At 75.0% G+C, this 25,330-nt stretch carries 23 protein-coding genes; 12 read left to right on the top strand and 11 right to left on the bottom strand.

Annotated elements, in window-relative coordinates:
• Positions 1–729, bottom strand: coding sequence for a ZIP family metal transporter (locus ACFYU9_RS31395; RefSeq protein ID WP_389216760.1), 729 nt, complete (start codon positions 727–729; stop codon positions 1–3).
• A 57-nt stretch (positions 730–786) separates the two neighbouring features.
• On the opposite strand from ACFYU9_RS31395, the gene ACFYU9_RS31390 reads away from it, so the two are divergent.
• A complete protein-coding gene (locus tag ACFYU9_RS31390) occupies positions 787–1,218 on the top strand; it encodes a cobalamin biosynthesis protein (protein WP_389347014.1) in 432 nt (143 codons plus the stop codon).
• A gap of 83 nt (positions 1,219–1,301) precedes the next feature.
• Positions 1,302–2,372: an Rv2231c family pyridoxal phosphate-dependent protein CobC gene (gene cobC / locus ACFYU9_RS31385; RefSeq protein ID WP_389347012.1), complete on the top strand. Its 1,071-nt coding sequence runs from the start codon at positions 1,302–1,304 to the stop codon at positions 2,370–2,372.
• A 108-nt stretch (positions 2,373–2,480) separates the two neighbouring features.
• Here the strand turns inward: cobC and ACFYU9_RS31380 are convergent, their stop codons facing one another.
• A complete protein-coding gene (locus ACFYU9_RS31380; RefSeq protein ID WP_389216751.1) occupies positions 2,481–3,488 on the bottom strand; it encodes an SCO1860 family LAETG-anchored protein in 1,008 nt (335 codons plus the stop codon).
• Between the two features lie 374 nt (positions 3,489–3,862).
• Here ACFYU9_RS31380 and ACFYU9_RS31375 point away from each other — a divergent pair, with 374 nt between their 5' ends.
• Together ACFYU9_RS31375 and ACFYU9_RS31370 are read left to right on the top strand one after the other, a co-directional pair.
• The gene (locus tag ACFYU9_RS31375) at positions 3,863–6,256 is read left to right on the top strand and encodes a penicillin acylase family protein (protein ID WP_389347010.1); all 2,394 of its coding nucleotides are present in this window, start codon (positions 3,863–3,865) and stop codon (positions 6,254–6,256) included.
• Complete coding sequence (locus ACFYU9_RS31370; protein WP_389347008.1) at positions 6,243–6,821, top strand: GNAT family N-acetyltransferase; 579 nt, start codon at positions 6,243–6,245, stop codon at positions 6,819–6,821. Before ACFYU9_RS31375 ends, ACFYU9_RS31370 begins: the two co-directional genes overlap by 14 nt.
• A gap of 58 nt (positions 6,822–6,879) precedes the next feature.
• Here the strand turns inward: ACFYU9_RS31370 and ACFYU9_RS31365 are convergent, their stop codons facing one another.
• Positions 6,880–7,965 carry an amidohydrolase family protein gene (locus ACFYU9_RS31365; protein WP_389347006.1) on the bottom strand — a complete coding sequence of 362 codons (1,086 nt, stop codon included), beginning with the start codon at positions 7,963–7,965 and terminating at the stop codon, positions 6,880–6,882.
• Positions 7,966–8,030: 65 nt separating this feature from the next.
• A complete protein-coding gene (locus ACFYU9_RS31360; RefSeq protein ID WP_389347004.1) occupies positions 8,031–9,017 on the bottom strand; it encodes a hypothetical protein in 987 nt (328 codons plus the stop codon).
• Between the two features lie 310 nt (positions 9,018–9,327).
• Between ACFYU9_RS31360 and ACFYU9_RS31355 the strand changes: the two genes are divergently transcribed.
• The gene (locus ACFYU9_RS31355) at positions 9,328–10,431 is read left to right on the top strand and encodes a pyridoxal-phosphate-dependent aminotransferase family protein (protein ID WP_389217020.1); all 1,104 of its coding nucleotides are present in this window, start codon (positions 9,328–9,330) and stop codon (positions 10,429–10,431) included.
• Positions 10,432–10,714: 283 nt separating this feature from the next.
• Here ACFYU9_RS31355 and ACFYU9_RS31350 read toward each other — a convergent pair whose 3' ends face one another.
• Positions 10,715–11,782 carry an alkene reductase gene (locus ACFYU9_RS31350; RefSeq protein ID WP_389347002.1) on the bottom strand — a complete coding sequence of 356 codons (1,068 nt, stop codon included), beginning with the start codon at positions 11,780–11,782 and terminating at the stop codon, positions 10,715–10,717.
• Positions 11,783–11,945: 163 nt separating this feature from the next.
• Between ACFYU9_RS31350 and ACFYU9_RS31345 the strand changes: the two genes are divergently transcribed.
• Positions 11,946–12,452 carry a MarR family winged helix-turn-helix transcriptional regulator gene (locus ACFYU9_RS31345; RefSeq protein WP_389216734.1) on the top strand — a complete coding sequence of 169 codons (507 nt, stop codon included), beginning with the start codon at positions 11,946–11,948 and terminating at the stop codon, positions 12,450–12,452.
• 24 nt (positions 12,453–12,476) lie between these two features.
• Here the strand turns inward: ACFYU9_RS31345 and ACFYU9_RS31340 are convergent, their stop codons facing one another.
• From ACFYU9_RS31340 to ACFYU9_RS31325, 4 genes are all read right to left on the bottom strand, one after another.
• On the bottom strand, positions 12,477–13,550 hold the full coding sequence (locus ACFYU9_RS31340) for an aminotransferase class V-fold PLP-dependent enzyme (protein ID WP_389216731.1): 1,074 nt from the start codon (positions 13,548–13,550) through the stop codon (positions 12,477–12,479).
• A gap of 173 nt (positions 13,551–13,723) precedes the next feature.
• The gene (locus ACFYU9_RS31335) at positions 13,724–14,419 is read right to left on the bottom strand and encodes a DsbA family oxidoreductase (protein WP_389216728.1); all 696 of its coding nucleotides are present in this window, start codon (positions 14,417–14,419) and stop codon (positions 13,724–13,726) included.
• Between the two features lie 77 nt (positions 14,420–14,496).
• The gene (locus tag ACFYU9_RS31330; RefSeq protein ID WP_389347000.1) at positions 14,497–15,063 is read right to left on the bottom strand and encodes a GNAT family N-acetyltransferase; all 567 of its coding nucleotides are present in this window, start codon (positions 15,061–15,063) and stop codon (positions 14,497–14,499) included.
• Positions 15,064–15,069: 6 nt separating this feature from the next.
• The gene (locus tag ACFYU9_RS31325; protein WP_389346998.1) at positions 15,070–16,050 is read right to left on the bottom strand and encodes a GlxA family transcriptional regulator; all 981 of its coding nucleotides are present in this window, start codon (positions 16,048–16,050) and stop codon (positions 15,070–15,072) included.
• 70 nt (positions 16,051–16,120) lie between these two features.
• On the opposite strand from ACFYU9_RS31325, the gene ACFYU9_RS31320 reads away from it, so the two are divergent.
• The gene (locus tag ACFYU9_RS31320; RefSeq protein ID WP_389346996.1) at positions 16,121–17,512 is read left to right on the top strand and encodes an MFS transporter; all 1,392 of its coding nucleotides are present in this window, start codon (positions 16,121–16,123) and stop codon (positions 17,510–17,512) included.
• Here ACFYU9_RS31320 and ACFYU9_RS31315 read toward each other — a convergent pair.
• Positions 17,509–18,438, bottom strand: a complete 930-nt coding sequence (locus tag ACFYU9_RS31315) for an AraC family transcriptional regulator (protein WP_389216716.1) — start codon at positions 18,436–18,438, stop codon at positions 17,509–17,511. The genes ACFYU9_RS31320 and ACFYU9_RS31315 overlap by 4 nt on opposite strands.
• Positions 18,439–18,541: 103 nt before the next feature.
• Here ACFYU9_RS31315 and ACFYU9_RS31310 point away from each other — a divergent pair, with 103 nt between their 5' ends.
• Positions 18,542–19,552: a zinc-dependent alcohol dehydrogenase family protein gene (locus ACFYU9_RS31310; RefSeq protein WP_389346994.1), complete on the top strand. Its 1,011-nt coding sequence runs from the start codon at positions 18,542–18,544 to the stop codon at positions 19,550–19,552.
• A 26-nt stretch (positions 19,553–19,578) separates the two neighbouring features.
• On the opposite strand, the gene ACFYU9_RS31305 is transcribed toward ACFYU9_RS31310, so the two are convergent.
• Entirely contained in the window at positions 19,579–21,078 is a 1,500-nt protein-coding gene (locus ACFYU9_RS31305; RefSeq protein ID WP_389346992.1) for an aldehyde dehydrogenase (NADP(+)), read from the bottom strand.
• A 119-nt stretch (positions 21,079–21,197) separates the two neighbouring features.
• Here ACFYU9_RS31305 and ACFYU9_RS31300 point away from each other — a divergent pair, with 119 nt between their 5' ends.
• The 4 genes from ACFYU9_RS31300 (at position 21,198) to ACFYU9_RS31285 (ending at position 25,247) form a co-directional block, all read left to right on the top strand.
• Positions 21,198–21,971 (top strand): IclR family transcriptional regulator, encoded by a 774-nt coding sequence (locus ACFYU9_RS31300; protein WP_389216710.1) that lies wholly within the window; start codon positions 21,198–21,200, stop codon positions 21,969–21,971.
• Positions 21,972–22,306: 335 nt separating this feature from the next.
• Complete coding sequence (locus ACFYU9_RS31295) at positions 22,307–23,287, top strand: hypothetical protein (RefSeq protein WP_389346990.1); 981 nt, start codon at positions 22,307–22,309, stop codon at positions 23,285–23,287.
• Positions 23,284–24,549: a sensor histidine kinase gene (locus tag ACFYU9_RS31290; RefSeq protein WP_389216705.1), complete on the top strand. Its 1,266-nt coding sequence runs from the start codon at positions 23,284–23,286 to the stop codon at positions 24,547–24,549. Before ACFYU9_RS31295 ends, ACFYU9_RS31290 begins: the two co-directional genes overlap by 4 nt.
• Positions 24,546–25,247, top strand: coding sequence for a response regulator (locus tag ACFYU9_RS31285; RefSeq protein ID WP_389346988.1), 702 nt, complete (start codon positions 24,546–24,548; stop codon positions 25,245–25,247). Before ACFYU9_RS31290 ends, ACFYU9_RS31285 begins: the two co-directional genes overlap by 4 nt.
• Positions 25,248–25,330: the final 83 nt, after the last annotated feature.

Genomic DNA, 25,330 nt, shown 5'->3' with positions numbered 1-25,330 from the left:
TCAGCCGCCGGAGAGGCCCACGACGAGCCAGATGAAGGCGACGCCCGCCACCGTGCAGAGCAGGGTGGTGCGGGCGGGGTGTTCGTGGTGGGCCTCGGGCAGGATCTCGGCGGCGGCGAGGTAGAGCAGGGCGCCGCCGAAGAAGCCGAGATAGCTGCCGAGCAGTTCCACCGGGAGGGTGAACAGGGTGGCGAGGCCCGCGCCGAGGAGCGGGGCGAGGGCGTCGGCGAGGAGCATGGCGAGGGCCTTGCGGCGGTCGTTCCCGTAGAGCGTCGTGATCGTGTACGTGTTGAAGCCGTCGGCGAAGTCGTGGGTGATGACGGCGATCGCGACGGTGGCGCCCATGCCGCCGCTGACCTGGAAGGCGGCGCCGAGGGCGATGCCGTCCATGAGGCTGTGCAGCACCATGGCGGCCGCGGCGGTGAGGCCGACCTGCGGGACGCGGCCGCCTTCCTCGGCGCCGTGGGCGGCGCGGCGGGTGGCGAGGAGCCGTTCCACCACATGGGCGAAGAGGAAGCCGCCGACGAAGAGCAGCAGGGCCTGGGGAACGCCGAAGACCTTCCGGCCGGCGGCGTCGAGGGCCTCCGGCAGCAGGTCGAGTCCGACGACGCCGAGCATGAGGCCGCCGGCGAGGCCGAGGACGAGGTGGCGGCGGTCGGTGACGCGCTGGGCGGTCCAGCCGCCGAACAGCGTCATGAGGAACGCGCCGAGCGCGACGACTACAGCCATGGGCCCTTGCTATCCGATGCGCCCTCTCTCCCGCACCTCGGCCCGCGGGAGCCGGGCGTGGTGGTCGTCGGGGTCGGCGCCCGGTCCGGTGTCTCGGCGGGCGAGGTGCTCGCTCTGGTCGGGGCGGCGCTGCGGGAAGCGGGGCTGTCGGGCGCGGACGTGACGGCGCTGGCGACGCTGGACGTGCGGGCGGGCGAGCCGGGGATCGCGGGGGCGGCCGCGCTGCTCGGGGTGCCGGTGCGGGCGTTCGGGAGCGCGGAGCTGGCCGGGGTGGACGTGCCGCATCCGTCGGCGGTGCCGCTGGCGGCGACGGGAACGGCGTCGGTGGCGGAGGCCGCGGCGCTGCGCGGGGCGGGGCCGCCCGCGGCGGTTCTCCTGGTGCCGAAGCGCAAGAGCACGCGTGTGACATGCGCCATTGCCCGATCCGCACCATTTCGTCCGAACGAAGTCTCCCCAGCCGCACGCTTGTTGCCCGATACTCACGGGTAAATCGCTGACGAGCTCCACCCTTCCCCCACACGCGCCACCCACCCGCACCACCCTTCATCCCCTCCCCCCACACGACGGCGGCCATGGACATCCACACTTCCGCGGACAGTTCCGCTGACACGCACGACCTCAGACACCACGGCGACGCCGAGGTGCGCGACGAGAAGCTGACCGACCTCGCGGTCAACGTCCGGACGAACACCCCGCCGGCCTGGCTGCGGGAGCGGATCGCCGACTCGCTGACGGGACTCGCGGCCTATCCCGACGGGCGGGTGGCGCGGGCCGCGGTGGCCGAGCGGCACGATCTGCCGGCCCGTCGGGTGCTGCTCACGGCGGGCGCGGCGGAGGCGTTCGTGCTGCTCGCGCGGGCGCTGCCGGCGCGGCGGCCGGTGGTGGTGCATCCGCAGTTCACGGAGCCGGAGGCGGCGCTGCGGGACGCCGGGCACGAGGTGGAGCGGGTGCTGCTGCGCGAGCGGGACGGCTTCCGTTTCGATCCGGCGGCGGTGCCGGAGGACGCGGATCTGGTCGTGATCGGCAACCCGACCAACCCGACGTCCGTGCTCCACCCGGCGGCGGCGATCGCCTCGCTCGCCCGGCCCGGGCGGTGGCTGGTGGTCGACGAGGCGTTCATGGACGCGGTGCCGGGCGAGCGGGAGTCGCTGGCCTCTCGGACGGACGTGCCGGGCCTGGTGGTGCTGCGGAGCCTGACGAAGACCTGGGGTCTGGCGGGGCTGCGGATCGGCTACGTGCTGGCCGAGCCGGAGACGATCGCCGCGCTCGAGCGCGTCCAGCCGCTGTGGCCGGTGTCGACGCCCGCGCTGGTGGCGGCGGAGGCGTGCATGTCGCGGGCGGCGCTCGCGGAGGCGGAGGAGGCGGCACACCGGATCGGCGTGGAGCGGGCGCATCTGCTGGCGGGGCTGGCGGAGTTCGACGAGGTGCGGGCCGTCGAGGCGGCGGAGGGTCCGTTCGTGCTGGTGCGGATCGAGGGCGCGGACGCGGTACGGGAGCATCTGCGGGCGCTCGGTTTCGCGGCCCGGCGCGGGGACACGTTCCCGGGGCTCGACCGGCACTGGCTGCGGCTCGCGGTGCGGGACCGGGTGACGACGAACCGGTTCCTGCAGGCGCTGGACCAGGCGCTGTTGCTGCTGGGCTGAGGGCCCGGCGACCGGCCCGCGGCCGGCTGATGCCGCGATGCGGGTGAGGGGTGGTGCCGGGCCGGCACCACCCCTCGCCCGTCCCCTCGTTGTTCCCCCTCGGACCGGTCAGCCGCGGGCGCGGGCCCGGCCGCGCGCGAGGACGAGCGCGCCGCCGCCCACGCCGAGCAGCAGCACGGCGCCGCCGGCCAGGTACGGCGTCATGGAGCTGCCGCCGGTCTCGGCGAGGTTCTGGGTCGGGGTGGTGCCGCCGTTCTGCGTCGTCACGCCGGTGTCGTGGCTGGGCCGCCCGGACGGCTGGTGCGAGGGCTGCCCGCTGGGCTGGTGCGAGGGCTGCTCGCTCGGCTGGTGGCTCGGCTCGGTGCCGGCCGGGGTGGCACAGGTGGCCTCGGCGAGGGTGACCTTGCCCTTGACCTCGGCGACGCCGAGCTTGAGCGGGTTGACCTGCACGGACAGTTCGAGCGCGGTCGCGGCGGCGGTCCTGGAGGTGGTCGACGTGCGGGAGAGGTCGAGGACGACGTCGCCGACGCCCGGGACACTGACCTTGGTCCGGCCGCCGGTGGACAGGGTGGTCTTCTTGCCGAGCACGGTGACGTGGCCGAGCAGGTTGGACTCCGCGACCGGGCGCTTGCCGGCCTCGCAGACGGCCTTGGAGGTGACCTTCTCCAGCTCGATCAGGGAGAGCAGCGGGAGCCCGGGCACGTGGATCCGGGCCTTGGCGAGGTTGACGTAGCCCTTGGCCGTGCCGCCCTCCACGGTCGCCTCGGAGGTGGCGACGTCCGCCTTCAGGATGTCGACGGGGTCGCCGTCCTCCGCGCCCTGCACCTTCACGCTGAGCGCGGTCTTCTCGGCGCTGGCCGGGGCCTCGACCTCGTTGAGGGAGGCGCGCACGGGCACGCTCACCGTCTTGCCGAGCAGGTCGACGTCGAGGGTGGTGCGCAGGACGACGGCGGTGGCGTGGCCTTCGCCGCTCTCGGCCCCGTCGGCGTGGGCGGCCGGCGCGGCGAGGACCAGGGGCCCCACGGCGAGGGCGGCGACGGTGGCCGCGGCGGCGGAGCGGCGCACGGGACGGTGCGCCGGCCGGCGTGCGGGCAGGCGGAAGGTGTTGCTGTTCAAAACGGTGGAACCCCCACAAGAGACATGGCGTCGCCGGCCGCTCGCCACGGGGACTGTGGGTCGTTGCGGCTCCGGCGACTTGAGACACCGGAATCTTTACGCACTGTGGGTGAACTGGCAGACACCTGGCGTGAGTTCACTCCAAAGGGTGGTTTCCGTGCTCATTTTCGAATGAAAACGACACGGACGCCGCCACGAGCCCCGCGCGTCACGGCGCGGGCGGGCTCCGGGGCGCGCGCGACCGAAGAGCAACAACGACCCATGCCGGGCCGGAGTAACGAATCGTCAACGCCCCGCACGGCACCCTGCCGCACCCCTGATAGGTTAATTTAGGGCAGGCTAACCTAACCGAGCATGGGGAGTGCGGGAGCGCAGTGAGCATCGAGGTCTTCCGGGACGCGTACGGCGTCCCGCATCTGCGCGCCGCCGGACCGCGCGAACTCGCCCGCGCCCAGGGGCGGGTCACCGCCCTCGACCGGGCCTGGCAGCTGGAGGTCGAGCGGCACCGGGCCCAGGGCACCACCGCGGAGTTCCTCGGCGCGGCCGAGACCGGCTGGGACACCTTCGCCCGGCAGGCCCGGCTCACCGACACCGCGCGCCGCTGCCACGACCGGCTCGACGCGGAGACGGCCGCGTGGGTGCGGGCGTACGTGGCCGGGGTCAACGAGGGTCTGACCGAAGGGGCCGGGCGGGCACCCGAGTTCGCGGCGACGGGGCTCGCGCCCGGCCGCTGGGAACCGTGGACGCCGCTCGCCGTCTGGCTCTCCACCCACATCCTCTTCGCCGGCTTCCCCACCAAGCTGTGGCGCGAGGAGGTCGCCCGGCGCCTCGGCGAGCGGTGGACCGAGCTGTTCGCATCGGACGGCCCCGGCACGGCCGGCTCCAACGGCTGGCTCGTCTCCGGCGCCCGTACGGCGAGCGGCGCGCCGCTCGTGGCCGGCGACCCGCACCGGTTCATCGAGGCACCCGGCGTCTACCAGCAGATCCGCCTCGCCTGCCCCGACTACGACGTCCTCGGCCTCGCCGTCCCCGGCGTCCCCGGCCTCGCCCACTTCGGCCACGCCGGCCGGGTCGCCTGGGCCATCACCAACGCCATGGCCGACTACCAGGACCTCTACCGCGAGCACCTGCGCCGCCTGGCCGACGGCCGCGTCGAGGCCCTCGGCCCGGACGGCTGGGAACCGGCCACCGCCCACACCGAGACGATCCGGATCGGCGACACCACCGGGCCTGCCGTGACGGAGGCGTCCGAGGTGATCGAGGTGATCGAGACGGCCCGTGGCCCGGTGATCATCGGCGCGGACGGCCGGAGTGGGGGCTCCGGCGCGGGGACTGCGGACGGCCGGAGTGGGGGCTCCGGCGCGGGGACGACCGTCGGCACGGGAACGGCCGTCGGCACGGGAACGGCCGTCGGCACGGGAACAGGCGTCGGCACGGGAACAGGCGTCGGCACGGGAACAGGCGGGACGAGAACGGGTGGCACGGGAACAGGCGGGACGGGAACGGGCAGCGGCACGGCGGGCCGCGTCTCGGCCCCGGACGCCGAGCAGGCGATCGGTGCCGAGCGGGCCGCCGGCCCCGGACAGGCGACCGGCTCCGACTCCGCCGTCGTCCACGAGTGGGAGGCCGTCAGCCTGCGCTACCCGCCCCGCGTCACCGGCGAGCTGGGCTTCTCCGTGCTGCCGGCGCTGCTGCGGGCGCGGACCGTCGCCGACGTCGACCGGGCGCTCGACCGCTGGGTCGAGCCGGTGAACGTCGTGCAGGCCGCCGACGCCGACGGCGGCCTGCTGCACCGGGTGGCCGGGCACGTGCCGGTACGGGACCGGGCCAACGTCCTGCGGGTGGTGCCCGCGTGGGAGGCCGCGCACGCCTGGACCGGCCGGGCCGCCGCCATGCCCCGGGCCGCCGTCGACGGGCACGCGGTGATGGCCAACGCGCGCGGGCTCGCCGCGCCGCTCGGCGTCGAGTTCGCGCCACCGCACCGGGCCGAGCGCATCGCCGCGCTCCTCGGCGCCTCGGACGCCTGGACGCCGGACGCGATGGCCGCCGTGCACGCCGACACCGACAACCCGTCGGCCCGCCGGCTCCTGGACCGGGTCCGTGCCGCGGACGGGTCCGCCCTCTCCCCCGCCGCCCGCCGGGTGCGCGCCACGCTCCTCGCCTGGGACCGGCGGATGGCCGCCGACAGCACGGACGCCGGGCTCTACGCGGCGGTGCGCGGGGCGGTCGTACGGCGCCTGGCCGCGCACCCGGCGTTCGCGGAACTGCGCGAACCGGCCCCGTACCCCGCGCTGTTCCGGCCGTGGCTGGCGCTCGGCGCGCGGGTGGGCCTCGCCCTGGAGACGCTGCTCGTCACCGGGCCCGTACCGGACGCGGACGTGGCCGGAATCGTAGGGGCGGCGCTGGAGGAGGTCGCCGCCGGGGACGCGCCGCCCGCGTGGGGCGTCACGCACCGGCTCGCGCCCTGGCAGGCGCTGCCGGACCCGGACGACGAGCAGTGGCCGGGGCTCGGCGGCGACCACGACTGCGTGCTCTCCACCTCCAGCGTGCCCGGCTACACCGACCGCAGCGCCCGCGCGTCCGCCGCCCGCTACGTGTGGGACCTCGCGGACCGCGAGCGCAGCCGGTGGATCGTGCCGTTCGGCGCCTCCGGCGTGCCCGGCGACCCGCACCACCGCGACCAGCTGCCCCTGTGGCTGCGGGGCGAACTCGCCCCCGTCATCACCGACTGGAACGACCTTGTGAGGGAAGACCTTGAGCAGGACTGAGCACCCGCGGACCGCGCACCTACAGCACGTCGAGGGCTTCGGCACCGTCCGCGTCGACCGCATCGACCCGGACGCCGACGCGCCGCTCGTCCACCGCTGGGTGAACGAGGAGCGCGCCCGCTTCTGGGGCATGCACGGCACGACCGTCGAGCAGGTGCGGGACATCTACGCGCACCTGGACTCGCTCACCACCCACCACGGCTTCCTCGTCCACCGCGACGGCGAGCCGGTGGCCGTCTTCCAGACGTACGACCCCGAGGCCGACCGGATCTCCGAGTGCTACGAGGCCCGCCCCGGCGACATCGGCGTGCACCTGTTCGTCGCGCCCACGGCCGCGCCGGAACGGGGCTTCACCGAGGGGCTGCTCACGGTGCTTCTCGATTTCGCGCTGACCGGGCGCACCCGGATCGTCGGCGAGCCGGACGCCGCCAACGAGAAGGTGCTCGCCCGGCTGGCCCGGACCGGCTTCGAGCTCGGCCCGGAGATCACGCTGCCGGAGGTGGACCTGCCGGAGGTCTTCATTCCGGAGAAGAAGGCCCGGCTGGCCTTCTTCACGAGGAGCTAGCCAGGCGATCACACGGCCGTTGAAGAGGGCGCGGCTGGCCCTCTTCACGAGGAGCCGGCTAGGCGATCACGCGGCCGTTCACCACCACCCGGCGCGGCGCCGCCAGGACGCGGACGTCGGCGCGCGGGTCCTCGCCGTAGACGACGAGGTCGGCCGGGGCGCCCTCCTCCAGGGCGGGGCGGCCGAGCCAGGCGCGGGCGTGCCAGGTGGTGGCGGAGAGGGCGTCGAGCGCGGGAATGCCGGCCTTCGTCAGCTCCTCGACCTCGGCGGCGACCAGGCCGTGCGGCAGCGAGCCGCCCGCGTCGGTGCCGACGAAGACCGGGACGCCCGCGTCCCAGGCGGCGCGGACGGTGTCGTACCGGCGCTCGTACAGCCGGCGCATGTGGGCCGACCAGCGCGGGAACTTCTCCTGGCCGCCGTCCGCGAGGTGCGGGAAGGTGGCGATGTTGACGAGCGTGGGCACGATGGCGACGCCGCGCTCGGCGAAGAGCGGGATGGTCTCCTCGGTGAGCCCGGTGGCGTGCTCGACGCAGTCGATGCCCGCCTCGACGAGGTCGCGCAGCGAGTCCTCGGCGAAGCAGTGCGCGGTGACGCGGGCGCCGAGCCGGTGGGCCTCGGCGATGGCGGCCTCGACCTCGGGGCGCGGCCAGGACGGGGCCAGGTCACCGAGCCCGCGGTCGATCCAGTCTCCGACCAGCTTGACCCAGCCGTCACCGCGCCGGGCCTCGCGGCCGACGTACGCGACGAGCTCGTCGGGCTCGATCTCGTGGGCGTAGTTGCGGATGTAGCGGCGGGTGCGGGCGATGTGCCGGCCCGCGCGGATGATCTTCGGCAGGTCCTCGCGCTCGTCGATCCAGCGGGTGTCGGACGGCGAGCCGGCGTCGCGGATCAGGAGCGTGCCGGCGTCCCGGTCGGTCAGCGCCTGCTTCTCGGCCTCGCCCTCGTCGACCGGCCCGTGCTTGTCGAGCCCGACGTGGCAGTGTGCGTCGACCAGTCCGGGCAGCGCCCAGCCCTCGACGGTCAGCGTCTCCCCGGCCGGCCGCTCGAAGGTGATCCGCCCGTCGACGCACCACAGTTCGTCCCGTACGTCCTCCGGGCCGACGAGCACCCGCCCCTTCACATGCAGCACCACGTGATCGCTCATACCCGCACTCTACGAGCCGCCGCCCGGGGCCCGGGCGGCGGTCTTCGTCACGCCGCCGGGCCGCCCTACGGGCGCCAGTCGGCTTCCAGGTCGTGGGTGGCGGCGTGGGTGAGCTGGGTGAGCCCGGTGCCGTCGGCCCGTACCAGGAAGAGGTGCTCGGGATCCGCGTCGTCGGTGCCGCCCCGGGTGAAGACCAGCCGCCTGCCGTCCGGCGACCAGGAGGGGTTCTTGTCGTTGGCGCGGGCCGAGGTGATGCGATGCAGTCCCCCGCCGTCGGGGCGGACGACGTAGAGGTGCGCGAAGCCGGTGGCGTCCACGCGGCTGAAGACGATCCGGTTGCCGCGCGACCAGTCGGGCGCCCAGTCGTGGGAGCCGGCCAGGGTGACCGGCGTCTGGGCCAGGGTGGACAGTTTGATCCGCATCAGCCTGCTGTGTCCGGAGGCGTCGGCGCGGTTGAAGGCGAGGGAGGTGCCGTCCGGGGACCAGGAGGGGTGGAACTCGTCGGCGGCGGTGTGGGTGAGCCGGGTGGCGGGCGTGCCGTCGGTGTCGGCGACGTAGATCTCGCGCTGGGTGCCGACAGGCCTGGCGTAGGCGATCCGCGTGCCGTCCGGGGACCAGGCCGGGTCGGAGGCGCCCTTGGTGCCGGGCACGGACTTCAGGTCGGTGCCGTTGCTCTTCATCGTCCAGATGCCGTCGATCGCGCCACCGGCGCCGTAGCGGAGGAACGCCACCCGCTTGCCGTCCGGGGACCAGCTGGGCATCACGTCGCTGACGGTGGACGTGTGGGTGAGCTTGACGGGCGCGCCGCCGCTCGGGGAGATCGCGTACAGGTCCTCGACGGGCGCCGCGGCGCTGTAGCGGGCGAAGACGATCGGGTGGTCCATGACCACCGGCACCACCGCGGCGGGGCCGGCCGGCCCGGCCGCGCCCGCGTCGCCCGCGGCGCCGAGGGTCAGCGGCGCGGCGACGGCGAGCACGGCCGCGGCAACGGCCGCCCGGCGCCCCGGCCTTCGGCCGCCGGCGCCGACCCGCCCGGTTCCTGCGATTCGCACGGTTCGCGCGGTTCGCGAGGATCCGTCCGCCCGCTCGGCTCCCGCGGCTCTCTCGGCTCTCTCGGCTCTGCGGTTCATGGTGTCCACCCCGTTTCGTCCCGGCGGCCTCCCACGGCCGCTCCGGCCCGCAACATCCCACCGGCGGGGCTCCGGCGGAAGCGTCCGGACCCGGCGGTGCGAGCCCTGTGACACGCTCCGGACACCGCTGTCACAGCCGTCACGCGCACGGCACCGAGCGCTTACGCTGGCACGAGCTCCACCCCGATGTATGCGACACGCATTCGACACCGAAGAAGGCACCGCCGTGACCGTGACACACCCGCTCCTGGACCTGGCCCCGCTGACCGCCGCGCACTTCGCCTCGATCGAACGCCGGGTCGCCGCGCTGCTCTCCACCGAGCAGGACGTGGTGATCACCCAGGGCGAGGCGCTGCTGCCGCTGGAGGGCTGCATCCGCAGCGGGGCCCGGGCGGGCTCGACGGCGCTGAACATCGTCACCGGCCCGTACGGACAGACCTTCGGCAACTGGCTGCGCGACTGCGGCGCCACGGTCGTCGACCTGGAGGTGCCGTTCCACGCGGCGGTGACCGCGGAGCAGGTGGCGCGCGCCTTCGAGGAGCACCCGGAGATCGACTTCGTGTCGCTCGTGCACGCGGAGGCGGCGACCGGCAACACCAATCCCGTCGCGGAGATCGGCGAGGTCGTGCGGGCGCACGGCGCGCTGTTCTACCTGGACGCGGTGGCGTCGATCGGCGCCGAGCCGGTGACGCCGGACGCGTGGGGCGTCGACATGTGCATCATCGGCGCGCAGAAGGCGATGGGCGGCCCGGCCGGCGTCTCCGCGGTGTCGGTGAGCGCGCGGGCCTGGGAGCGCTTCGCCGCGAACCCGGCGGCGCCGCGCCGCTCGTACCTCTCCCTCCTCGACTGGAAGGAGCGGTGGATCGACGGCGGCCGCAAGGCGCTGCTGCACGCTCCGGCGCAGCTGGAGATGCTGGCCCTGGAGGCGTGCCTGGACCGCATCGAGGCCGAGGGCCTTGACGCTCTGATGGCCCGGCACGCGGCGGCCGCGGCGGCGACCCGCGCGGGCGCGCTGGCGCTGGGCGGCGGGATCGAGCCGTACGTGTACGAGGCGGCGGACGCGGCTCCGGTCGCGACGACGCTGCGCGCGCCGGCCGGGGTGGACGCCTCGGAACTGGTGGCGAAGGCGCTCGCCGCCGACCCGTCGCTGCCGCTGATCGCGGGTGGCGGGGCGCTGGCGAAGGAGATGATCCGGGTGAACCACTACGGGGTGGACGCCACCCCGGGCGCGGTGCAGTCCTCGATTGCGGCGCTGGGCGCGGCGCTCGCGGAGACGGGCCGCCCGGTGGACCTGGAGGGTGCGCGCCGCGCGGTGACGGAGGCGTGGGGGCGGTAGGGCTTCGCGGCCCATGCGGTTGGATCCAATGTCCGGGATCCAGGATCTCGGACATTGGATCCATGGTGCGGATCGTGGTTCGTGGATCTTGGATCCGAGTTCTTGGAGCCAGGATCCAATGTCTTCCAGGAACCCGGAGCCAGGATCCTGGACCTTGGATCCGGGAGCCGGGATCCGGGACCTTGGATCCAGCATCCGGGATCCAGGAGCCGGGAACCAGGACCTGCACCATGGATCCGGGATCCGGGATCCGGGATCCGGGATCCGGGATCCGCCGCCCCGCTTACAGCGACGGGTAGTCGGTGTAGCCGCGGTGGTCGCCGCCGAAGAAGGTGGCGGGGTCCGGGGTGTTGAACGGGCCGCCGGCCTGGAGGCGGGCCGGGAGGTCCGGGTTGGCGAGGAAGAGCGCGCCGAAGGCGACGAGGTCGGCGGTGCCGTCCTCGATCAGGGCGAGGGCGTCGGGGCCGGTCGGGCCCTCGGTGGCCGGGTTGAGGATGAAGGTGCCGGTGAACGCCTTGCGCAGGGCGAGGGTGAGTTCGCGGACCCCGGCCGTGGGCTCGGTGACGTGCAGGTACGCGAGGCCGAGGGGCTCGATGGCGGCGACGAGGACCGGGTAGAGCTCGTCGGTGTCGGTCTCGGCGATGTCGTTGTAGGTGTTGGCCGGGGAGATCCGCAGGCCGGTGCGCTCGGGGCCGACGGCGGCGGCGACGGCCTTGGCGACCTCGACGGCGAAGCGGATGCGGTTCTCGACGGAGCCGCCCCACTCGTCGGTGCGCCGGTTGGCGTTGTCGGCGAGGAACTGGTGGACCAGGTAGCCGTTGGCGCCGTGGATCTCGACGCCGTCGAAGCCGGCCTCGACGGCGTTGCGGGCGGCCTGGGCGTAGCCCTCGATCGTCTCGTGGATCTCGTCGACGGTGAGTTCGCGCGGGGCGAGGAAGTCCTTCATGCCGGGGCCGGCGAAGAGCTGTCCGGACGGCGCGACGGCGGAGGGGCCGACGGGGTGCAGACCGTTGCCGAGGACGTCGGGGTGGCCGATCCGGCCGGCGTGCATCAGCTGGGCGAAGATCCTGCCGCCGCGCGCGTGGACGGCGTCGGTGACCTCGCGCCAGGCGGCGATCTGCTCGGCGCTGTGCAGGCCGGGGGTGTCGGGGTAGCCCTGGCCGACGGCGGTGGGCTGGATGCCCTCGGTGATGATCAGGCCGGCGGTGGCGCGCTGCGCGTAGTACTCGGCGACCAGCGGGGTGGGGACGCGGCCCGCGGTCTCGGCCCGGCTGCGGGTCATGGGGGCCATGGCGATGCGGTTGGCGAGGCGGGTGCCGGCGAGGTCGACGGCGTCGAAGGCGGTGGTCATGGCGGTCCTTCCGGAGCGGGCGGGGGCAGTCGGGGCAGGTATGTGGTCGACCAACCATCTCATTACATTGGTCGGCCAACTATCTCCGCGGAAGTCACTGTAGCGCATTGTTTGGCTAGCCAAGATATTCTCTGGAGGAGAGAACACGCCCGAGGAGCCGAACATGCCCGGAACCGACCCCGCCTGTACCGTCCCGGCGGACCGCCTGCCGTCCGCCGCCCGCGGCGGCCCGGTCAGCCACGCCCTGTCCCGGGTGGCCCGGCTGCACCGGATCGCGGCCGGCCGGCTGCTCAAGGAGCTGGGGCTGCACCCGGGGCAGGAGTTCCTGATGATGGCGCTGTGGGACTGCGGGCCGGTCCGCCAGTCCGTGCTGATCGACCGGCTCGGGCTCGACCCGTCCACGGTCACCAAGATGCTCCAGCGCCTGGAGCAGTGCGGCTTCGTCCAGCGCCGGCCCGACCCCGACGACCGCCGGGCCGTGCTCGTCGAGCCGACGGAGAAGGGCGAGGAGCTGCGTACCGCCGTCGAGGGCGTCTGGCGCGACCTGGAGGAGCACTCCCTGACCGGCCTCGACCCCGCCGAGCGCGCCGGCCTCACCCGGCTGCTCGCCCGCCTGGAGGAGAACCTGTGCCGCGAGGCGGGCGACTGCGCGGGCCCGGACAGGTCCTAGCCGGCCCCGGGAGAGGCCCAGACCCTAGGCAGCGATGACCTCCAGGGCCCGGTCGACGTCGCCCGCCGAGTTGTAGAGGTGGAACGAGGCCCGCAGATTGCCCGCGCGGGCCGAGAGCAGCACGCCGGCGTCGCGGAGCGCCTCGGCGCGGTCACCGAGGCCGGGGACGCCGACGACCGTCGAGTCGTCCGCGACCGGGGTGTGGCCGAGCGCGGTGAGCCCGGCGCGGAAGCGGGCGGCGAGGGCCTTGTTGTGGGCCTCGATGCGCTCGATGCCGATCTCTTCGAGCAGGGCCAGCGACTGCGCCGCCCCGTGGTACGACATGAAGGCCGCGGGCTCGTCGAACCGCTTGGCCGAGCGGGCCAGTTCGCGCACCGGGCCGTAGCTGTTGACCCAGCGCTCCTCGCCGGTGACCCAGCCCGCGTGGATCGGCAGCAGCGCGTCCTGCGCCTCCTCGGTGACGGTGAGGAAGGAGGCCCCGCGCGGGCAGAGCAGGTACTTGTAGCCGCCGGCGACGGTGAAGTCCCACTCCCCCGCGCGCATCGGCAGCCAGCCGGCCGACTGGGTGGCGTCGAAGAGGGTGCGGGCGCCGTGCGCGGCCGTGGCGGCGCGGATCGCGGCGAAGTCTGCGGTGCGGCCGTCCTTGGACTGCACGGCGGAGAAGGCGACGAGCGAGGTCTCGGGCCGGACGGAGTCGGCGAGCCGCTCCAGGGGCACGAAGCGGGTCTTGAGGTCGCCGCGGATCGTGAACGGGGTGATGACGGAGGAGAACTCGTCCTCCGGGAACAGGATCTCCGCCCCGGCCGGCATGGACTGCGCCACCATGCCGACGTGGACGGAGACCGAGCTGCCGATCGCGACCCGCTCGGGCGTGACGTGCGCGAGCCGGGCGAAGGCGGCGCGGGCCTCGTCGACGATGTCGAAGCTGCCGGCGCCGTCGGCGCGGCCGGCCGCGGTCTCCTCGGCGAGGAGGGTGACGGCCTCGATCGTGCGGCGGGGCAGCAGCCCGCAGGCGGAGGTGTTGAGATAGGTCCGCGTGGGCGCGAACTCGGCGCCGCCGAGCGGGGCCAGGACGTCGGTGCTCTCCAGGGATTCCATGGCCTCAGCCTGGATTCCCCACGATCTCACGTCAATTGGCGACGATCATGGGGAATCCCCAAGCCCTGCTTATCCGCGCTGCTCGGCGGTGCTGCTCATCCGCGCCGCTTGTCCGCGCCACCTGTCCGCGCCGCTTGTCCGTGCCGCGCCTCCGTGCTGCTGGAGCGCGTGGCTCAGCAGTTGCCGCCGTCGACGTCACAGGCGGCCGCGTCGCCGCCGACCGGCTGCAGGGCACGGCCGGCCCACGCCTGCTCCAGGGCCTGGGTGAAGACCTCGGCGGGCTGGCCGCCGGAGACGCCGTACTTGCGGTCGAGGACGAAGAACGGCACGCCGTTCGCGCCCAGTTCGGCCGCCTCGGCCTCGTCGGCCCGGACGGCGTCGGCGTACGCGCTCTCGTCGGCGAGCACCGCGCGCACTTCGGCCTCGTCGAGACCGGCCTCGACGGCGAGCGCCACCAGGGTCTCCGGGTCGAAGACGGAGCGCTCCTCGGCGAAGTTGGCGCGGTAGGCGAGGTCCAGGAGCTCGTTCTGCAGGCCGCGGTCCTTGGCCAGGTGCAGCAGGCGGTGGATGTCGAAGGTGTTGCCGTGGTCGCGGCCCTCGGCGCGGTAGCCGAGGCCCTCGGCCTGAGCGTTGGAGGCCACGTGCGCCTCCATGGCGCGGGCCTCGTCGAGCGTGCGCCCGTACTTCTGCGCCAGCATGTCCAGGACCAGCGCGGTGTCGCCCTTGGCCCGGTGCGGGTCGAGCTCGAAGGAGCGGTGCACGACCTCGATCTCGTCGCGGTGGGCGAAGGCCGCCAGGCCCTTCTCGAAGCGGGCCTTGCCTATGTAGCACCAGGGGCAGGCGATGTCGCTCCAGATCTCGACGCGCATGGTGGTGTTCTCTCCTGGACGGTGGACGACGGTGCGGGCGGGGTGTTCCGTGACGGGAACGTCCCGGCCCGCCGGATTCATTCCGTCCCGGCCGCGAGTGTGAGCCGGAGCACGAGGTGGGCGCCGGAGCGGGGGGTGTCGGGGTCCGGGGTCCAGCCGTGGGCGGCGTAGAAGGACTGGGCGCGCCGGTTGTGCTCGTACACCTCCAGGCGGGCGGTGGTGACGCCGGCCGCGCGCCAGGCCTCGGTGCACGCCGTGTGGAGCGCGGTGCCGATGCCCGCGCGCCAGTGGGCGGGGCGGACGTGGAGCTGGCTGAGGGTCATGATCCCGTCGCGGATCCCGTACGCGGCGATGCCGACGATCTCACCGCCAGAGCCGCCGGAGCCGCCAGAGCCACCGGCACCGTCCGATCCACCGGTGCGGTCCGATCCACCGGTGCCGCCGGTACGGGCCACCAGTACGCGGCCCGCGTCGATCGCTCCCGCCCAACCCGCGCGGGAGCGGGCCAGCTCCTCGGGGCCCTCGAACGCGGCGTCCGGGATGTGGCCGCGGTAGTAGGTCGCGCGGGCCTCCGCGTGGAGGTCGGTGACGGTGTCGAGGTCCGTGGATATTGCGTATTGGATACGAATATTGGATCCGATCATGCTCCCTCAGGACGCGCCGGCCGGCACTGCGGTTCCGGTCAGCCTGCTGAAGGAGGCCCGGTACGCGCTCGGCGTCAGCCCGGTCCGGCGCAGCAGGTGCTGCCGCAGCGAGTCCGCGGTGCCGAGCCCGCAGCCCCGCGCCACCTGGTCCATGGGCAGCGAGGTCGTCTCCAGGAGCTCCTTGGCCCGCTCGACGCGCTGGTGCAGCAGCCACTGGAGCGGGCTGACCCCGGTCTCGGCGTGGAAGCGGCGGGAGAGGGTGCGCACGGAGACGCCGGCGTGCCGGGCGAGGTCGGTGAGGGTGAGCGGCTCGTCGAGGTGCGCCATCGCCCACGCGCGCGTGTCGGCGAAGGAGATCCCGCGCTCGGGCGGCAGCGGGGTCTGGGTGAACTGGGTCTGGCCGCCGGGCCGTACGGGCGCGACCAGGGCGAGCCGGGCCACCTGGTTGGCGACGGCGGCGCCGTGGTCGGTGCGGATGATGTGCAGGCACAGGTCGATGCCGGCGGCGTAGCCGGAGGAGGTGAGCAGCGGGCCGTCCTGGACGAAGAGCACGTCGTCCTGGAGGTCGACGGCCGGGTGGCGTTCGGCGAGCAGTCCGCTGTAGGCCCAGTAGGTGGTGGCCCGGCGTCCGTCGAGGAGTCCGGCGGCGGCGAGCGCGAAGGCGCCGGTGCAGATGGAGGCGATCCGGCTGCCCTGGGCGGCGGCCCGGCGCAGCGCGTCGAGGATGCGCGGGTCGGGGTCGCTGTACTGGCCGGTGCCCGCCAGGATCACCGTGTCGGCGCCGGCCACCGCGTCCAGGCCGTGCGGGATCCGCAGGTCGAGGCCGCCGGAGGTGGTGACGGGCCCCGGGTCCGTGGTGCAGATGACCGTCTCGTAGCCCGGGCCGCCGTCGACCTCGACCTTGGCGAAGAGCATCTCGGGGATGGCCAGGTTGAACATCGAGACGGGCGGGGCGGCGATGACGGCGACGCGCCGGACAGCGGACATGGCCAGAACCTCCGGTCGTATGGCATTCAGGCCACTACTCTACGGCCCCGGAGATCACGAGGCTGAGGACATGACCTCAACCGACCTCTCCCCGGCCCCCGTTGACACCCCGGCCACGGCCTCCGCACCACCCGCCCCGCGCCGCGGCCCGGGCCCCGCGCTCGCCGCCGCCATGCTGGGCTTCGCCGTCATCACCCTCGACACCTCCGTCGTCAATGTCGCCCTGCCCGCGATCGGATCCGATATCCAGACAGGGCTGACCGGACTCCAGTGGGTCGTCGACTCCTACACGCTCGCCTTCGCCGCGCTGCTGCTGTCCAGCGGCGCACTCGCCGACCGGATCGGCGCCGGCCGGGCGTACGCCTTCGGGGTCGTCGTCTTCACCCTCGCCTCCGCCGCCTGCGGCCTCGCGCCCGGCCTGCCCGCGCTGCTCGCGGCCCGTACGGTGCAGGGCGTGGCGGCCGCCGTGATGCTGCCGGCCTCGCTCGCGCTCGTACGGGAGGCGTACGGCGATCCGGTGCGGCGGGCCCGAGCGGTGTCGCTGTGGGCGGCGGGCGGCACGGTCGCCGTGGCGCTCGGTCCGGTGGCGGGCGGGGCGCTGACCACGGCGTGGAGCTGGCGGGCGATCTTCTTCATCAACCTGCCGCTCGGCCTGCTCGCGATCGCCCTGCTCACCCGGGTCGGCCGCTCGCCGCGGCGCCCCGCCCCGCTCGACCTGCCCGGCCAGCTCACGGCCGTGGTGGCGCTGGCGGCGCTGACCTTCGCGGCGATCGAGAGCGGTACGCGCGCGTGGTGGGCGCTCGGGATCGCGGTGGTCTTCTTCGCCGCGTTCCTGGTGATCGAGGCGCGGCGGAAGCACCCGATGGTGCCGCTGGGCCTGTTCCGCGACACCACGGTGGTGGTGGCGGTGACGGCGGGCTCGGCCAACACCGTCGCGTTCTACGGCATGGTGTTCGTCTTCGGCCTCTTCTTCCAGCAGGTCCTCGGCCTGTCCGCGCTGGGCGCGGGCCTGATGTTCCTGCCGATGACCGGGCTGCTCGCCGGCGTGAACGTGCTCTCCGCGCGGGTCGCGGCCCGCTACGGCGCCCGGCTGCCGATCGTCGTCGGCCAGGTCGTGTCGGTGGCCGGACTGCTCGCCCTGCTCGTGGTCGACGCGGACACCCCGAAGGCGGCGCAGGCGCTGCTGCTCGTGCCGCTGGCGCTGGGCTGCGGCTTCGCGCTGCCGCCGCTGATCGCCTCGATGCTGGAGGCCGTCCCGGCCGAGCGCGCGGGCACGGCGGCGGGCCTGCTGAACGCCATCCGGCAGACGGCGGGCGCGCTGGCCGTCGCGGTCTTCGGCTCCTTCGCCGCCACGGGCGTGGCCGGCGCCCTGCGCACCTCGCTCCTGATCAGCGCAGGGCTGCTGACGCTCACCACGCTGGCCTCGCTGAGGCTGCCGCGCCGCCGCCGGGAACGGCCCTAGGAGGCGCTTCGGTACTGGCCCGGCGCCATCCCGTACTCCCGCTTGAACGCCTTGGCGAAGGCGAACTCCGAGGCGTAGCCGAAGCGCTGGGCGACCACCCGCAGCGGCAGGTCGTCGTCGCGCAGCAGCCGTCCGGCGGTCGTCATCCGCCACCAGGTGAGGTACGCGAGCGGCGGCCGGCCCACCAGGGCGGTGAAGCGGCGGGCGAAGGCGGCGCGGGAGAGGCCGCCGAGGGCACCGAGTTCCTCGACCGTCCAGGGGCGGGCGGGCTCGCCGTGCAGGGCGCGCAGGGCGGCGGCGACGGCCGGGTCGGCGAGGGCGGCGGACCAGCCGGTGGTCCGGTCGGCGCGCTCGGTCAGCCACCAGGTGCGCAGCAGGTAGAGCAGCAGGGTGTCGAGGAGCGCGGGCACGGCGGCGTCGGATCCGGGCTGGGGCTCGGCGAGTTCGGCGCCGAGCAGTTCTACGGCGGCGCGCAGCCGCGGATGGGCGCCGACCCGGGCGGGGATGTGGACGTACGGGGGCAGCTCGGTGAGCAGCGGATGGGCGCGGGTCCGGTTCAGCTGGTAGGCCCCGCACAGCAGCAGGGTCTCCTCGGCGCCGACCGGTCCGCGGTCGGGCGGGGTGGGCCAGGAGCCGTCGGGCGCGGGCACGGCGTCGACGAGCGGGGTGTCGGGCCGGTCGGCGAGGCCGTGGCCGGTGCCGTGCGCGAACAGGACGACGTCGCCGGGGCCGAGCCGGACGGGCGCGCCGCCCGGGCGGTCCGGGCCCTCCGGGGGCAGCAGCCAGGCGGTGCCCTGGAGGATGACGTGGAAGCCGGCGCTCTGGCTGGCCGGGTAGCGGACGCCCCAGGGCGCGAAGCGGACCGTGCGGGAGGAGTGGGGGCGGCCGGTGCGCATGGCGGCGATGGCATCGCTCAGTACGTCCATGCCCGGCACCGTACCCCTTCCGCCGGGCGGCGAGACGATCGGACATATCCGGGAGCCGGTCGGACATGGATCGTCTCACCCGGCCCCGCCTACGGTCGAAGTCATGGGAAACAAGACGGCAGTTGAGATGAAGACCAGGACGGTTCTGTTCCACGAGCTCGGCGGGCCGGAGGTGCTGACGGTCGAGGAGACGGTGCTGCCGGCGCCCGGGCCCGGCGAGGTACGGGTGCGGGTGGAGGCGATCGGGCTCAACCGGGCCGAGGCGCTGTTCCGTTCGGGCGGCTACCACTACCAGGCGACGCTGCCGGGCTCGCGGCTCGGTTACGAGGCGGCGGGCGTCGTCGAGGAGGTCGGCGAGGACGTCACGGCGTACGCGCCGGGCGACCCGGTGCTGTCGGCGGCCAACTTCGACTTCGGGGTGCACGGGGTGTACGCGGAGCACGTGGTGCTGCGCGAGGAGCATCTGGTGCCGCGTCCCACGGGGGTGGACGCGGTCGCCGGTGCGGCGGCCTGGCTCGCGTACTCGACGGCGTACGGCGGCATGGTGGAGGCGGGCGGGCTGCGGCCCGGCGGCCATGTGGTGATCACCGGCGCGTCCAGCGGCGTCGGCACGGCCGCGATCCAGACCGCGCTGCGGATCGGCGCGGTTCCGATCGCCGCCACGCGGGGCGCGGCCAAGGCCGGGCGGCTGCGCGCGCTCGGCGCCGCGCACGTGATCACCACCGACGAGCAGGACCTGGTCGCCGAGGTGCGCCGGATCACCGGCGGCGAGGGCGCCGACGTGGTCTTCGACGCGATCGGCGGCCCCGGCTTCGCCCGGCTCGGCGGGGCGCTGCGCCCGGCGGGCACGGCGGTGCTCTACGGCTGGATGGACGCGCGCCCGGCCGAGGTGCCGATGCAGTGGCCGCTGACCGTGCGCGGTTACGCGAACGGCGCGGTGGTGCGGTCGGCCGAGGGGCGCGCCCGGATGGCCGGGTTCATCGGCTCCGGGCTGCGCGACGGCTCGCTCGCGCCGGTGGTCGCCGAGACCTTCGAGGGCCTGGAGGCGCTGCCGGACGCGCACCGGCTGATGGAGTCCAACAGCCACCTCGGCAAGATCGTGGTGCGGGTGTGAGAGCGGGGGCGGCCCGGACGGCGTGATCAGTCGCGCAGTTCGGGCGGGAGCAGGGCCTGCGGCGTCGACTGGTACGTGACCGGGCGCAGCCAGCGGTCGACGGCCGTGCCGCCGACCGAGGTGTACGGGGAGGTGGTGGCCGGATAGGGGCCGCCGTGGTGCTGGGCGTCGGCCACGGCCACTCCGGTCGGCCAGCCGTTGACGAGGATCCGCCCGGCGAGCGGGGTGAGCCGGGCCAGCAGGTCGGCGGCGTCGGGGTCGGCCGCGCCTTCCGTGCCGTCGGCCGTGCCGTCGGTCGTCTGCAGGGTGGCGGTGAGGTTGCCGGGCAGCAGAGCGAGGACCGCGTCGAGTTCTTCCCGGGAGGCGTAGCGGGCGACGACCGTCACCGGCCCGAAGCACTCCTCCAGGAGGGCCGCGTGGCCGCCTTGCGGCAGCAGGCCCGCGGCGAGCGTGAGGACTCCGGCGCTGACGGTGTGCTCGCCGCCCGCGCCGGGCGTGACGGGCGCGGTGACGCCGGGCAGCGCGGCCCGTTCCCGTACGCCGTCGACGAAGGCGTCGCGCATCCGGTGGTCCAGCATCACGCCCGGCTCGGTCTCGCTGACGGCCGCGGTGAGGGCGGCCACGAAACGGTCGCCGGCCGGGCCCGCGGGCGCCAGGACGAAGCCCGGCTTCGTGCAGAACTGGCCCTGCCCCTGCGTCATGGAGGCGGCGAGCCCCGCGCCGAGCTCCTCGGCGCGCGCCTCGGCGGCGGCCTCGGTGACGACCACCGGGTTGAGCGAGCCGAGTTCGCCGTGGAAGGGGATGGGTACGGGCCGGGCGGCCGCGGCGTCGAAGAGCGCCCGGCCGCCGCGCACCGACCCGGTGAAACCGGCGGCGGCGACCAGCGGGTGGCGGATCAGCTCCACGCCCGCGTCGAAGCCGTGCACGAGCGAGACCCCGTCCGTGGGCAGCCCGGCCCTGGCGGCGGCGCGGCGCAGCAGCGCGGCGCACAGCTCGGAGGTGGCCGGGTGGTCGGGGTGCGCCTTGACGACGACGGGGCAGCCGGCGGCGAGGGCGCTCGCGGTGTCGCCGCCGGGAACGGAGAAGGCGAGCGGGAAGTTGCTCGCGGCGTAGACGGCGACGACGCCGAGCGGGATCCTCATGCGCCGCAGGTCGGGCGTGGGCGGCGTGGTGGCGGGATCGGGCCGGGAGATCCGTACGCCGAGGAAGGCGCCCTCGTCGACGATGTCGGCGAAGAAGCGCAACTGGGCGGCGGTGCGGGCCAGTTCGCCGGTGAGCCGGACCGGGCCGAGCGCGGTCTCGGCGTCGGCGGCCTCCACGACCGCGTCGCGGGCCTCGTCGAGGAGGTCGGCGGCGGTGCGCAGCAGCAGGGCGCGGGCGGGCCGGTCGGCGAGCGCGCCGAGGGTGGCGTGCGCGGCCCGTACGGCCCGGTCGAGCTCCTCGCCGTCGGCCGTCACCGCGACCTGTTCGCGCTGCTTTCCCGTCCTCGGGTCCACGCTCCACACTGGTTCCGCCGTCGCCGCCACGCCGCCCACCTCGTTCGCTATTCTGAACAACGTCCCTGTACGTGAATACGTCAGGGACTCTAGGGACGGCCGAGCCGTCTCCACAAGGGGCTCGGGGCGCTTCGGGGAGAGGGGCGGCGATGACGGTCGGCGACACGGGTGGCGGGGGCCAGGTCAAGTCCGCGGTGCGGACGGTGGAGTTGCTGGAGTGGCTGGCCGGCCGGCCCGGCATGCACTCGCTCGCCACCGTCCAGGAGGCCGTCGGCTACCCCAAGTCCAGCCTCTACATGCTGCTGCGCACGCTGGTCGAGCTCGGCTGGGTGGAGACGGACGCGACCGGCACCCGCTACGGGATCGGGGTGCGGGCGCTGCTCGTCGGCACGTCGTACGTGGACGGCGACGAGGTGGTGGCCGCCGCCGGGCCCACCCTCGACCGGCTCTCCGACGACACCACCGAGACCATCCATCTGGCCCGGCTCGACGGAACCGACGTGGTCTATCTGGCGATCCGCCCGTCCCGGCACCATCTGCGGCCGTCCGCCCGCGTCGGCCGCCGGCTGCCCGCGCACTCCACCGCGCTCGGCAAGGCACTGCTCGCCACCCTCGGCGACGAGCGGGTGCGCGCGCTGCTGCCCGAGGCGCTGCCGGCGGTCACCGAACACACCGTCACCGACCGGGAGCTGCTGATCGAGGAGCTCGCGGGCATCCGCGAGCAGGGCTACGCGGTGGACCGCGAGGAGAGCACGCTCGGCCTGCGCTGCTTCGGCATCGCGATCCCCTACCGCTCCCCCGCGCGCGACGCGATCAGCTGCTCGGTGCCGGTGGCCCGGCTGACGCCGGAGCGCGAACGGATGGTCAAGGAAGCGCTGTTCGAGGCGCGCGACCGGCTCGCCCGGGCGACCCGCCGGCTCTAGCCGCACCGGCGGCGCCGGCCCTCGTCCGTACGGACGCCCCGACGGCTCCGGCGGCTCCGGCGGCTCCGGCGGCTCCGGCGGCTCCGGCGGCTCCGGCCGTACGGTCTCGCCCGGGCGACCGGCCGGCTCCCGTCCGACCCCGCCACACCGGCCCCCGTCCGGCCCCGCCCCACCGGCCTCCCGTCCAACCCCGCGACGTCGGCTCTCGTCCGGTCCGCGACGCCACCGGCCCCGGTCCCCTCGTCCGTGCGGACCGGGCGTCTCCCCCGCGCGGCGGAGGCACTTCGCCGTACGGCAGGACGTGCCGGGCCCGGTCGCGGCGCGAGGGTGAGGGCATGACGACATCCACCGCCCCCACCGCCCCCGCCGGGGCCCTCCGCCCGACGCTGCGCGTCCTCGCCATGGTCGCCTGCCTCCCGTACATCGGTCTGAAGGTCGCCTGGGTGGCCGGCAGCCGGGTCGGCATCCCGGCCGGCAGCGTGCTGCTCGACCATCCGACGCTGATGGCCGTCGCCAACGGCCTCTCCGTGCTCGCCGACGCGGTCGTGGTGCTGCTCGCCCTGCTGCTCACCCGGCCGTGGGGCATGCGGGTGCCGGCCTGGCTGCTCGCCTTCCCGATGTGGGCGGCGACGGGCCTGCTCGCGCCGATCATGGCGGGGTACCCGGGCCAGCTGATCGTCTCGCTCGTCGGCGGCGGGTCCGGGGCGCCCTCCCCGACGGGCAAGGAGCCCTTCCTCGACGCGTGGGTCTTCCCCGTCGTCTACGGCGGCTTCATCCTCCAGGGCCTCAGCCTCGGCACCCTCTTCGTCCTGTACGCCCGCGACCGCTGGGGCCACCTCTGGGCCGGGCGGCTCGGCGCACTGCCCGCCGGGCTCATGGGCCCGCGCACCCGGGCCGTCGCCGTGACCGGTGCCGTCCTCGCCCTGCTGCCGGCCGCGCTGCACACCCTGTGGGCCTGCGGCGTGACCTCGGGCCTGTCGCCCGCGTTCGCCGCGGAGTACGACAGCGACCACGCGACCGTCGACGTCGTACGCGCCCTGTTCCTCGTCCTCGCCGCCGCGATCACCCTGTGCCTGGCCCGGCGGCGGCCCGCCGGACTGCGGGTGCGGACGGCGCTCGCCGTGTCCTGGGTGTCGTCCGGCGCGGCCGGGTGCTGGGGCGCGTACATGACGCTCGTCTCGCTGCTGCCCATGGGCGAAGCCGCCAAAGCCCCCTCGGGCCAGATGATCACCACCTACGCTGGCGAGATGATCACCGGATTCCTGCTGGCCGGCTGCCTGGCCGTGGTCCTGACCCGCCGGGGCCGGACCGCATGAGACGCCTCGGGGGCGCGCTGTTCGGGCAGACGGCCCGGCGGCGCTGGCTCCATCTGATCCTGGGCGGCGCCCTGTTCATGCCGTACTGGCTGGTCGGCACCCTGGTCGTCGGCCCGTTCACCGGCGGCGGGGCGATGTTCGGCAGCAGCCTCGTCACCCAGCTCGGCGCGTACGCGGTGGGGCTGCCGCTCGTCGCCGTCACCGCGCTCTTCCCGCTCACCCGGCCGATGTCGGTGGCGGCGGCCCGCGCGCTGTGCGGGGTGCCGGCCGGGCGGTTCGCGGAGGGTCCCGCGCGCGGGCGGAGCGCCCGGGCGCGCACGGCCGGCTGGTTCACGCTGCACCTGGGCGCGGGCGCGCTGCTCAGCGGGGCCAGCCTGGCGCTGCCGCCGTTCGCGGTGTCCGTGGCGGCGCTGTCGTTCTCGGCGGAGCTGCGCCGCTCCGAGCTCGGCCGGCTGTGGGGCCTGGACCAGGACTGGCTGGCCCGGGCCGGGCTGCCGCTCGGGCTCCTGATGCTGCTCGCGCTCGTGGCCGCGGCGGCCGCCACCGGCGCGCTGCTCGCCGCCGCCGCGCCCCGGCTGCTCGGGCCGAGCCCGGCCGACCGGCTGGCCGCGGCGGAGCGGCGGGCCGCCGAACTGGCCGTGCGCAACCGGCTCGCCCGCGAGCTGCACGACTCCGTCGGGCACGCGCTCAGCGCCGTCACCCTCCAGGCCGGGGCGGCCCGCCGGGTGCTCGACTCCGGCGCCGACCCGGACTTCGTGCGGGAGGCGCTCACCGCCATCGAGGAGACCACCCGGCGCACGGTGGGTGAACTCGACGCCGTGCTCGGCCTGTTGCGCAGCGGCGAGGACGACGGCACGCTGCCCGCGCCCGGCCTGGAGGCGCTCGACGCGCTCGTCCGGGGCGCGGACGCGGGCGCCGCGCGGGTGGCGCTGACGGTGCGCGGGGAGCTGACGGGCCTGCCGGAGGCGGTGTCGCGGGAGGCGTACCGGATCGTGCAGGAGGGACTGACCAACGCCGTGCGCTACGCGCGCGAGGAGACGGTGACGGCGCGGATCGCGCTGTCGGGGGACGAACTGGAGATCACCATGGAGAATCCGCTGCCCGACGGCGGCCGCACCGCGCCGGTGGCCCGCCCGGACGGCGGGCGCGGCCTGCGCGGCGTCGCCGAGCGGGCCCGGCTGCTCGGAGGCACGGCCGAGGCCGGCCCGGTGGACGGCGTGTGGCGGCTCGCCGCCCGGCTGCCGGTCGGAGGCGCGCGATGACGGAGACGACGACGGACGCGCGGACGGTGGATCCGATCCGGGTGGTGCTCGCCGACGACGAGCGGATGGTGCGGACGGCGCTGCGGGTGATCCTGGACGCCGAGCCCGACCTCACGGTCGTCGGGGAGGCCGCGACCGGCGCCGAGGCGGTGTCGGTGGTGCGGGAGCTGCGGCCGGACGTGGTCCTGATGGACGTGCGGATGCCGGAGATCGACGGCATCCAGGCGACCCGGCACATCCTCGGCGGCGCGGGGGGCGACGGCGGCGCGGACGGGCCGCGGATCGTGGTCGTGACCACCTTCGAGAACGACGCCTACGTGTACGAGGCACTGCGCGTCGGCGCCGTCGGCTTCCTGCTCAAGCGGGCCGCGCCGGAGGAGCTGGTGAGCGCGGTCCGGCTGGTGGCCCGCACCGACTCGCTGCTCTACCCGGCTGCGGTGCGCGGCCTCGCCGCCGAGCACGCCCGCCGCAACCCGCCGACCGCCCCGCCCTGGGCCGCCCGGCTCACCGAGCGGGAGGCGGAGGTGCTGCGGCACATGGCGAAGGGCCTGGCCAACGCGGAGATCGCCGGCCTGCTGGGCGTGGGCCCCGCGACGGTGAAGACGCACGTGGCCGCCGTCCTCGCGAAGACGGGTGCCCGGGACCGCACCCAGGCGGTGATCGCGGCGTACGAGTCGGGGTTCATCACGCCGCGGTGAGCCTTGGGCACACTCCGTGCACACCGCATGAAGGTTCCCTGAGAAACCGAACACGTCCGGAACGCCGCTCGGTCATCCGTTCG

Origin of the sequence: Streptomyces sp. NPDC004327, assembly GCF_042873935.1 — a bacterium.
In the GTDB taxonomy this organism is placed as follows: Bacteria; Actinomycetota; Actinomycetes; order Streptomycetales; family Streptomycetaceae; genus Streptomyces.
This window is presented reverse-complemented; position numbering and strand designations above follow the sequence as displayed.

What these genes read in the sequence shown, in the direction of transcription:
- ACFYU9_RS31395 (WP_389216760.1), bottom strand. Translation starts at nt 729, where the DNA reads ATGGCTGTAGTCGTCGCGCTCGGCGCGTTCCTCATGACGCTGTTCGGC.
- cobC (WP_389347012.1), top strand. Translation starts at nt 1,302, where the DNA reads ATGGACATCCACACTTCCGCGGACAGTTCCGCTGACACGCACGACCTC.
- ACFYU9_RS31365 (WP_389347006.1), bottom strand. Translation starts at nt 7,965, where the DNA reads ATGAGCGATCACGTGGTGCTGCATGTGAAGGGGCGGGTGCTCGTCGGC.
- ACFYU9_RS31350 (WP_389347002.1), bottom strand. Translation starts at nt 11,782, where the DNA reads ATGACCACCGCCTTCGACGCCGTCGACCTCGCCGGCACCCGCCTCGCC.
- ACFYU9_RS31345 (WP_389216734.1), top strand. Translation starts at nt 11,946, where the DNA reads ATGCCCGGAACCGACCCCGCCTGTACCGTCCCGGCGGACCGCCTGCCG.
- ACFYU9_RS31340 (WP_389216731.1), bottom strand. Translation starts at nt 13,550, where the DNA reads ATGGAATCCCTGGAGAGCACCGACGTCCTGGCCCCGCTCGGCGGCGCC.
- ACFYU9_RS31335 (WP_389216728.1), bottom strand. Translation starts at nt 14,419, where the DNA reads ATGCGCGTCGAGATCTGGAGCGACATCGCCTGCCCCTGGTGCTACATA.
- ACFYU9_RS31330 (WP_389347000.1), bottom strand. Translation starts at nt 15,063, where the DNA reads ATGATCGGATCCAATATTCGTATCCAATACGCAATATCCACGGACCTC.
- ACFYU9_RS31325 (WP_389346998.1), bottom strand. Translation starts at nt 16,050, where the DNA reads ATGTCCGCTGTCCGGCGCGTCGCCGTCATCGCCGCCCCGCCCGTCTCG.
- ACFYU9_RS31320 (WP_389346996.1), top strand. Translation starts at nt 16,121, where the DNA reads ATGACCTCAACCGACCTCTCCCCGGCCCCCGTTGACACCCCGGCCACG.
- ACFYU9_RS31315 (WP_389216716.1), bottom strand. Translation starts at nt 18,438, where the DNA reads ATGGACGTACTGAGCGATGCCATCGCCGCCATGCGCACCGGCCGCCCC.
- ACFYU9_RS31310 (WP_389346994.1), top strand. Translation starts at nt 18,542, where the DNA reads ATGGGAAACAAGACGGCAGTTGAGATGAAGACCAGGACGGTTCTGTTC.
- ACFYU9_RS31300 (WP_389216710.1), top strand. Translation starts at nt 21,198, where the DNA reads ATGACGGTCGGCGACACGGGTGGCGGGGGCCAGGTCAAGTCCGCGGTG.
- ACFYU9_RS31295 (WP_389346990.1), top strand. Translation starts at nt 22,307, where the DNA reads ATGACGACATCCACCGCCCCCACCGCCCCCGCCGGGGCCCTCCGCCCG.
- ACFYU9_RS31290 (WP_389216705.1), top strand. Translation starts at nt 23,284, where the DNA reads ATGAGACGCCTCGGGGGCGCGCTGTTCGGGCAGACGGCCCGGCGGCGC.
- ACFYU9_RS31285 (WP_389346988.1), top strand. Translation starts at nt 24,546, where the DNA reads ATGACGGAGACGACGACGGACGCGCGGACGGTGGATCCGATCCGGGTG.